1 pseudogene is annotated in these 627 nt (G+C 70.7%); it reads left to right on the top strand.

What is annotated here, in order from left to right:
* Positions 1-71: 71 nt before the first annotated feature.
* Positions 72-627 (top strand): annotated as a pseudogene (locus EF918_RS36510) (hypothetical protein); the annotation flags it as partial.

Here is a 627-nt window from a genome sequence, read left to right as displayed (position 1 = left end):
ACCGTCCTTGCGGGCACGACGACCGCCCTGCCGAGGACGGCGGGGAGTGGGTGTGGGAGATGCCGCCGAATGTGATCGACACCCGGCATCGGGACGTGCTCCTGGCTGCGCGGGAGGGCCGGTGCAGTGAGGCCGCGCAGCTGGCTGCGATCGCTGAACGCGAGGACATCAACGCGTACGGCATCAACTCCGATCAGGCCCTGTCGTGGCTGGTCACGCGTGCAGAGGTGGCCGATCTGTGCGGTGAGCCCAGCAAGGCGGTGCAGCTGCGCGCTACCGTCACCCGCATGGGCAAGAACCCTGAGTGGTACCAGCAGCAGTCCGGCGACGGCGCGGGGCCGACGTGGTACAGCGGGCCGCAACCGCCGGCCCCCGAGCCGCTGCCCGCGAAAGACTCGGCGCCGCCGGTGCAGCGACGGCGTGCCTGGCCGTACCTTGCAGCGATCGCGGCTCTGTCCCTCACCATTGCCGGTGTGTGGCAGCACGCCGCCGAGGAGAACCAGCGCCACGAACTCCAGGCCAAAGCCGCCGCCTACAAGGGCCGCTCAGGCGCCGCGCTCGACCTCGACGGCGTCAGCACCGACCTGGTCGCCCACTGGAACCGCGACAAGCAGCGCATCACCATCG

The sequence above is a fragment of the Streptomyces sp. WAC06614 genome (genome assembly GCF_003949795.1).
Lineage (GTDB): Bacteria > Actinomycetota > Actinomycetes > Streptomycetales > Streptomycetaceae > Streptomyces.
Note: the sequence above shows the minus strand (reverse complement) of the source record. Positions and strands in the feature narration are given on the sequence as shown.